The sequence below is a fragment of the Streptomyces sp. NPDC014882 genome (assembly GCF_043081325.1).
Lineage (GTDB): Bacteria > Actinomycetota > Actinomycetes > Streptomycetales > Streptomycetaceae > Streptomyces.
In genome coordinates this window covers 521,486-528,897 of the sequence record NZ_JBIBWL010000004.1, presented here as the reverse complement: position 1 = coordinate 528,897, position 7,412 = coordinate 521,486, and the positions used below count along the sequence as shown (strand labels likewise).

8 protein-coding genes are annotated in these 7,412 nt (G+C 72.6%); 1 reads left to right on the top strand and 7 read right to left on the bottom strand.

The genetic code is table 11. The annotated features are described in order from the left end of the window. Positions 1–91: 91 nt before the first annotated feature. Together ACF09K_RS13555 and ACF09K_RS13550 are read right to left on the bottom strand one after the other, a co-directional pair. Entirely contained in the window at positions 92–697 is a 606-nt protein-coding gene (locus ACF09K_RS13555; RefSeq protein WP_392243168.1) for a dihydrofolate reductase family protein, read from the bottom strand. 114 nt (positions 698–811) lie between these two features. After that, complete coding sequence (locus tag ACF09K_RS13550; RefSeq protein ID WP_392243166.1) at positions 812–967, bottom strand: hypothetical protein; 156 nt, start codon at positions 965–967, stop codon at positions 812–814. A gap of 110 nt (positions 968–1,077) precedes the next feature. Between ACF09K_RS13550 and ACF09K_RS13545 the strand changes: the two genes are divergently transcribed. Further along, positions 1,078–1,470 carry a hypothetical protein gene (locus tag ACF09K_RS13545; RefSeq protein ID WP_392243165.1) on the top strand — a complete coding sequence of 131 codons (393 nt, stop codon included), beginning with the start codon at positions 1,078–1,080 and terminating at the stop codon, positions 1,468–1,470. Positions 1,471–1,780: 310 nt separating this feature from the next. Here ACF09K_RS13545 and ACF09K_RS13540 read toward each other — a convergent pair whose 3' ends face one another. The 5 genes from ACF09K_RS13540 to ACF09K_RS13520 all read right to left on the bottom strand — a co-directional run bounded on the left by ACF09K_RS13540 (position 1,781) and on the right by ACF09K_RS13520 (position 7,412). Then, positions 1,781–2,314, bottom strand: a complete 534-nt coding sequence (locus ACF09K_RS13540; RefSeq protein WP_392243163.1) for a GNAT family N-acetyltransferase — start codon at positions 2,312–2,314, stop codon at positions 1,781–1,783. Positions 2,315–2,435: 121 nt separating this feature from the next. Beyond that, positions 2,436–2,768 carry a DUF952 domain-containing protein gene (locus ACF09K_RS13535; protein ID WP_392243162.1) on the bottom strand — a complete coding sequence of 111 codons (333 nt, stop codon included), beginning with the start codon at positions 2,766–2,768 and terminating at the stop codon, positions 2,436–2,438. A 498-nt stretch (positions 2,769–3,266) separates the two neighbouring features. Then, positions 3,267–3,971: a GNAT family N-acetyltransferase gene (locus tag ACF09K_RS13530; RefSeq protein ID WP_392243160.1), complete on the bottom strand. Its 705-nt coding sequence runs from the start codon at positions 3,969–3,971 to the stop codon at positions 3,267–3,269. Positions 3,972–4,488: 517 nt separating this feature from the next. Next, complete coding sequence (locus ACF09K_RS13525) at positions 4,489–5,910, bottom strand: NADH-quinone oxidoreductase subunit N (protein ID WP_392243158.1); 1,422 nt, start codon at positions 5,908–5,910, stop codon at positions 4,489–4,491. Then, positions 5,907–7,412 (bottom strand): NuoM family protein, encoded by a 1,506-nt coding sequence (locus tag ACF09K_RS13520; RefSeq protein ID WP_392243157.1) that lies wholly within the window; start codon positions 7,410–7,412, stop codon positions 5,907–5,909. The genes ACF09K_RS13525 and ACF09K_RS13520 overlap by 4 nt, the downstream gene beginning before the upstream one ends.

Sequence of the window (7,412 nt, the reverse complement as noted above, 5' to 3'; positions counted from 1 at the left end):
GTATCGGGGCGACCCTCCGCCTTGCGATCGCACGCACCAGACGCCGCCGGGCCTGCCCTTCGGGCAGACGACGCTACTTTCGAAACACGCCCTAGTAGCTGTCGTAGGCGGGCTCGCCGTTCGGCCGGTAGACGCCGAGGACGGTGCCGCCCTTCGTCGCCGAGACGCTGACCGGCTCCAGCGCGGTGGGGACCGCCCCGTCGGCGAACAGCCGCTTGCCGGTACCGATGATCACCGGATGGACGGTCAGCCGGTACTCGTCGACGAGGTGGTGCCGCATGAGGGTCTGGGCGAGGTCGCCGCTGCCGACGACGATGACGTCGCCGCCGTCGGAGGCCTTCAGCTTGCGTACGGCGTCGCCGACGTCGCCCTCCAGCAGCGTGGAGTTCTGCCACTCGACGGAGGTCAGGGTCCGGGACGCCACGTACTTGTGCATGCTGTTCATCCGGTGGGTGAAAGGGTTCCCGGGATCGGCGGTCGGCCAGTACGACGCGAAGATCTCGTACGTCTTGCGGCCGAGCAGCATCGCGTCGCAGTGCTCGTACCATCCGGCGATGGCCGCGCCGACCTCGTCGTCGGCCACCGGCTTCTGCCAGCCGCCGTGCTCGAAGCCGCTCTCGGCGTCCTCGTCCGGACCGCCCGGCGCCTGCATGACGCCGTCCAGGGTCAGGAACGTGCAAACGATGATCTCGCGCATGGTGCGCTCCCTTCGTCGGAGGGTGGACCGCACGACCACCGGAAACTCATCGACGCCGGCGGGCCGGGACGCACCGGCAGGTGACCCGACAGCGTCCGGTACGGCCGTGTCCGGTCAGCGCCACGGGAACGAGGTGGCCGCTTCGGGGCCGGGACGCGACGCGAGGACCTGGTCGAGGCCGGTCACCTGGAGGACGCCCGGCCGGTGCGGACCGGCACCGGTCGGGCGGAGGGCGGAGCCGCGGGCTCCTTCGACCACCTCCACCTCCACCTCCACCTCCTTCGACCGTGGCCGGCGTCTCCGCCGGCCGACGGGCTGACGCGGGCCGGACGGGGCATCCGCAACTGCACCAGGAACAGCCCATCCACCGGGAGCCGTCAGTGACCCGCCGCCTCGCCATCGCCCGCACCTGCCGCGCCCTCGCCCTCGCAGAACTGGCCGCCGCGGCCTGGCTCCTCGTCCACCACGAGTGGCTGCTCGGCGTCCTCGTCGCCTGGGCCGCGCCCAGCCTGCTCGCCGCCGACGCCGTGTGCCGGTGCGCGCACCAGCGCGCCCGGGCCGAGGCGCGGCGCGCGGCACGGCTGGAGCCCGGCGAGCAGGTCCAGCCGCTCACACCGTGCTGCCGGTTCTGGAAGCACTCCGACGGCCGGGTCCACGGGCCGGACTGCACCCGCCCGCCCCTGCCCCGACGCGACACCTACCGTCTCGACGACGCCGGCCGGGACGCGTTCGAGGAGATCGTCCGTCACTACAACGAGCGGAGCGCGGCATGAACGGCCCGTCGTCCGCTCGGAGCGAAGGTGTGGTGACGGCCCGGCCGGCGCGGGACGTGACGTCGGTGACGCGGGCCGGCGGAGACCGCCGGCGGGAAGCAGCGGAACAAGACCACCGCCCGCTGCGACCGCGTCGGCCCGCTCCGCGTCGATGAGCCCGGTTGCCCGGAACTCGACCGCCACGACGCCGGGTTCCTCTTCCCGGTGCCGGCCGGACGCGAGGAGAGGAACGGCGTCGCCATCGCCTCGGACGAGTTTTCCGGCAGAGCGCACATGCTCTGCCGAACCTCGGCGCGGCGCTGCCGAAACCTCACGGGTTCGTGGTGGGGGGTGAAGGGGGCGGCATCTTCTTCGGCGCCAGCTCGGCGTGGATGCCGGCGGTCTCCCGGCTCGTGACGAGCGTTGCTCCGTTGCGGCGCAAGGCGCCGAGTGCCGCCGTGTTGTGGGCTTCGGTGTCCGCGACCACGGCCCGTGCACCGGCTCGCGCGGCTTCGTCGAGGAGGAGGCGGAGAGCGGCGGTGCCGATTCCGCGTCCCCGGTGCGAACGACCGAGCCACATGCCGGTTTCGAGGACGTCGTGGCCGGCGCGGAGAGCCAGACGGGCCGACCCCACGATCCTCCCGTCGTGGGTGATCGCGAAGGTGGACTCGCGGAGCGGACCGGCAAGTCCGGAGCGTCGGGCCCGGTGCCAGTCCCGGAAGGCTTCCTGCCGTTCCGTCGTCCATCCCGGTGGGCCGGCCACGGGAGGCATCACCTCTTCGGGCGCCGCGTCCTCGACGGCCACCGCGAGGAGTTCTTCGAGGCGTTCCCCATCCATGCGCAGCACTTTCACCCGGTCGACCATGCGGGTTCCCTCTCGCCGAGTGCTGGACACCGGTCGTCGATCATCGCGTTCCGCGCGGTGTCGCGCCGGCGGTTTCCCACCGGACGCTTCTCCCCCGGTTCTCCTCGCCCGGGACGTCCCGTCACCGCCACGGCTCCACCTCGACCACCGCGTCCACCGGAATCGGGCCGTACACGTGCGGGAACTCCTCAGCCCCGGGCTCCGGCGCCTCGTACCTCACCGGCACCTCCAATCGCGCGGGGTCCACGACGAGCACCACCAGGTCGTCGGGGCCCTCGTAGGAGCCGTACAGGAAGGCCGCCACGGCAGGGAGTTGAGCGCGTGTCGAGCAGTGGACGAAGCCCTCCTGCTCGAGGGTGCGGCCGCGCGTCGACATCCGGTACGCGCCGTGCTCACGGGCCGCGTCCCACAGGGAGCGCTCGGTGAGGTGGAGGATGTGCGTGTCTTCGGGCATGCACCCACGCTACGGCCTCACCCGCACCCGCACCCGCACCCGCACCCGCACCCGCACCCGCACCCGCACCCGCACCCGCACGGACAACTCCTGCGTGCTCGAACGGTGCTGGGGTGCCGCGCGCCCTCTTCGGCAGCCGGTTCGTCCCCTTCCGACGGGCGCGGTGCCGCCGGTCCCGGAAAGGACCGCGCCATCGAGTGGCTCGGCCGGCTCGAGCGCCCGCCGTCCGGCTCTTCAGGCGGCAGGCGCCACCATGGGACGAGGGATCGTCCTCGCCCGGGGCGAGGAGCTCGTCACCGGGAACGCCGACGACGGTGTCCGGGACCGGCGACTCGTACTTCTTCCCCATTGCCGCCGCAGCGCGGTGATCGGCGGGTCGATGTGCGGCGCGATCTCGAGGCACCGCCACCCGCCCGGATGCGTCGCGCCACCCGGTCCCGCCCGGTCCGGGGGTGACGGGGACCATGAGGACTCGTCGCCACCGTCCGTGCGGGGCCGTCACGGCACGCGGAACCCCCGGAACGTCACCTGCCTGCGGGTCTTGAAGCCGAGGCGCTCATACAGCGTGATCGCACTGGCATTCGCCTCGGCGACGTGCAGGAAGGGACGATCGCCACGGGCCGCGATCCGCTCGGCGAGCACACCGACCAGTCGGGCGGCGTGCCCTCGTCCCCGAGCCTCGGGAGCGGTGCAGACCGCGCTGATCTCGGTCCAGCCGGGAGGCCGCAGCCGCTCCCCCGCCATCGCCACCAACGTGCCGTCGACGCGCAGGCCGAGGTAGGTGCCGAGTTCGTGGGTACGCGGCCGGAACGGGCCCGGCCGGGTGCGTGCGACGAGGTCGAGCATCTCGGGCATGCTGTCCGCACCCAGTTCGACCAGCTCGGCATCCCTCCCGGCAGGGGGATGGTCGATCGGACCGTTGCCGGGCCGGATCAGCTGGCGCCCTTCGAGGCTGAAGACCGGTTCCCAGTCCGCCGGCGGTGCGACCGGGGAGCTGAACAGGTCGGCGAGCTCCCCGGAACCGAGCAGCCGGGCCAGTTCGGCCCACCGTGCCGGGTCCGGGCCGGCCGGCACCGCGCAGAAGCTCGCGACGTCCGGCACGTAGGCGACGGCCCGACCGAGCCGACGGGCGAAGCGCGCGTGCCCACCCGCCAGCGACCGGCCCACCGGATCGTCCAGTACCGGGTCGTCGTCCACCCTCATGCCGTTCCTCTCCTCTCAACGGCCCCGACGAGGGTTGCGATCGTAGACGCTCGAGGAGCGTCCCGGCGGGCGCGGGGTCGGCCGCGTCCTCCACGCCGCCGGATCGCCCACCGGGTGACCCCGTCCACTCGCGTCCCGAGGGGCATGCCGGGTCCGGAGCCCGTCTGCTCGTAAGCACGGCCGGGTCGGCGCCGATGACATCCGGCATGACGGCGGGCCAGGAACGTGCCGGGCGGCGCGTCTCGGCGGACGCCGAGAGGGTCGCGGTACTCGCCGTGCCGTCCGGCGCGGACGACGCGGTGCAGGCCGTGGCCGAAGGCGAGGCCGGAAGCACGGCGGCGGGGGTGGGCCACAGGAGTTCGGCGGCGTTCCTCCCCGTGCGACGGGGGCGCGGAGCGGTGTTCACGGGGGGGGCAGGAGAGACCGCCGTCTCGTCAGGGGCGGGTCGCTCGCCCGCGCGTCCCTCCTGTGCGTGGCGGGGAACCGGCGGCAGGGGCTACGGAGGAAGCGCGGTCGGTCACGGCAGCAGCGGTCCGTCTGCGAGCCCGAGGACGGCCTCCCCGGCAACGCCCAGAAGCAGGGAGAGGGTCGCTGCCGTGTAGGCGGTGGCGGCGGCCCAGCGGCCCAGGACGGTGTGGGTGGTGACGGGTGCGCGGTCGGTGGAGGTGAACAGCGGGGCGAGCCAGCGCAGGTAGTAGAAGAGGGAGGCGACCGTGTTGGCGACGGCGAGAGCTGCCAGCCAGGTGTAGCCGCCGTCGACGGTCGCGCTGAAGATCTCCAGTTTGCCGAGGAAGACGCCGGTGGGCGGGGTGCCGACCAGGCCGAGGAGGCAGACGACGAGGACGGCGACGAGGCCGGGGCGGCGCCGGGCGAGGCCGCGGTAGTCGTCGAGGGTGCGCGCGCGGGGCAGTTCGGTGACGACGGCGAAGGCGCCGAGGTTGGTGACGGCGTAGGCGGCCAGGTAGAACAGCAGGCTCTTCTGGGCCAGGTCGGTGCGGGTGGCGACGGCGAGGGCCATGAGGAGGTAGCCGACCTGGCTGATGGCGGAGTAGGCGAGCAGGCGTTTGACGGAGGTCTGGAAGAAGGCCGCGAGGTTTCCCAGGGTCATGGTGGCGGCGGCGAGGATCGCCAGCAGCAGCGGCCGGTTGACGTCGCTGCCGGACAGTGCCTGGTGGAGCAGGCGGTAGCCGGCGATCAGGCCGCCGATCTTCGGGAGGGTGGTGACGTAGGCGGCGACCGGTGCGAGGGCGCCGTCGGTGACGTCGGGCACCCAGAAGTGGGCGGGCACCGCACCCGCCTTGAAGAGCAGGCCGGCGAGCACACCGACGAGTCCGACGGCGACGAGGCCGTAGGGGGCGGCGGGCAGGGCGGCGGGCAGTTCGCGGTAGAGGGTGGCGTGGCCGGCGGCGAAGAGGACGGCCGTGCCGGCGAGCATGGTGGTGCCGAGCAGGGCGCCCATCAGGTAGTACTTGAGGGCGGCTTCCGTGCCCGGCGCGTCCTTGGCGAAGCCGGCCAGCGTGTAGGCGGGAACGCTCGCGAGCAGGTAGGCGGCGAACAGCATCAGCAGGTCGTTCGCGCCGATCAGGGCGAGGGTGCCGGCGCCGGTCATCAGCAGGAGCACCCAGTACTCGGTCTCGCGTCTGTGACCCCGTACGGGCTCGACGGACATGCCGATGACGAGCAGCAGGGCGGCGAGGACGACGAGGCGGCCGACGTCGGTCGCGGTGTCGACGGCGAAGGCGTGGGAGAAGACGGTCTGCTCGCGGTCGGTGGCCATGGTGAACGCGGTGGCCGCCAGGCCCGCCACGCACGCGGCGGCCGCCAGGACGGCGACGGCCCACTGGCGGCGGCGGGGCAGCCAGGAGCCGGTGAGCAGGCCGATGACGGCGGCGCCGAGCAGGGCGATCTCGGGGACGAGGACGGTGAGGTTCTCGTTCACCGCGCCACCAGTCCGGTCAGGGTGCGGCCGGCCGGTTCGATGACGTCCAGGAGCCAGCGCGGTACGACGCCGATCACCAGCGCGAGGGCGAGCAGGGTGACGGTGGGCAGTGCCTCGTGGCGGCGCAGGTCCGCCACACCACCGGTGGGAACGGAGGGCGGCAGACGCGGAACGCCGAGGAACATGCGTCGCAGCGCGGTCAGGAACAGGGCCGCGGTGATGAGGATGCCGGTCACGGCGACGGCCGTGGCGGTCGTCCGGGAGGCGAGGGAGCCGGTGAAGATCTGGAACTCGGCGATGAAACCGGAGAAGCCTGGGATGCCGAGGCTCGCGAACGCCGCGACGGCGGTGACCGCCGCGAAGCGGGGGGTGTGCGCGGCCAGACCGGAGTAGGCGTCCATCGCGTTGGTCCCGCCGCGGTCGTACAGCACACCGGTGAGCAGGAACAGCGCTCCGGTGATGAGGCCGTGACTGACCATCTGGGTGACCGCGCCGGTCACGGCGAGGGAGCGGGCGCGGTCGTCGGTGCCGGCCAGGGTTCCGGCGGCGCCGACGGCGAGGACGATGTAGCCCATGTGGTTCACGGAGGTGTAGGCGATCATGCGTTTGAAGTCGGTCTGCGCCAGGGCGACCAGGGCGCCGTACACCACCGACACGACGCCCACGACCACGACGACCAGGGCGTAGTGGCGCCAGCTGCCGGGCAGCAGGGGCATGGCGATGCGGACGAACCCGTAGGTTCCCATTTTCAGCAGGACCCCGGCCAGGATCGCCGAGCCGACGGCCGGGGCCTCGGTGTGGGCGGGCGGCAGCCAGGTGTGGAACGGCACGGCCGGCGTCTTGACCGCGAGGCCGACGCCGATCGCCAGGAGCACCAGGCCGGCGTACAGGCCGTTCCCGGCGAGGGGGTTGGTGCGGGTGAGGTCGGTGATGTCGAAGGTGTGCGGGTCGGCCGCCAGGTAGAGGCCGATGAAACCGAGCAGCAGGGCGAGGGAGCCGACGAACGTGTAGAGGAAGAACTTCAGCGCCGCCGCCCGGGCGCGTTCACCGTGGCCCCACCCGGCGATGACGAAGAACATGCCGACGATCGACAGGTCGAAGAAGACGAAGAACAGGATCAGGTCGAGGGCGACGAACAGGCCGGTGCAGACGGTCTGCAGGAACAGGAACAGGCAGACGTAGGAACGCACCCGCCTCGACTCGCGCAGCGAGTACACGGCGACGGCGAGGAACAGCAGACCGGTCAGGGCGACCAGCGGCAGCGACAGGCCGTCGACACCCACGTGGTAGCCGACTCCGGCACTGGGGATCCAGCGTGCTCGCTGCTCGTACTGCATTCCGCCGCCGGTGTCGAAGCCCGCCCACAGCGCGACGACCAGGGCGAGGTCCGCGGCGGCGGTGGCGATCCAGGTCCAGACGTACACCCGGTCGGGGAGGACGCGCGGCAGAAGCATCAGCGCCGCGCACACCAGCAGCGGCAGGAAGGTGACGACACTCAGCAC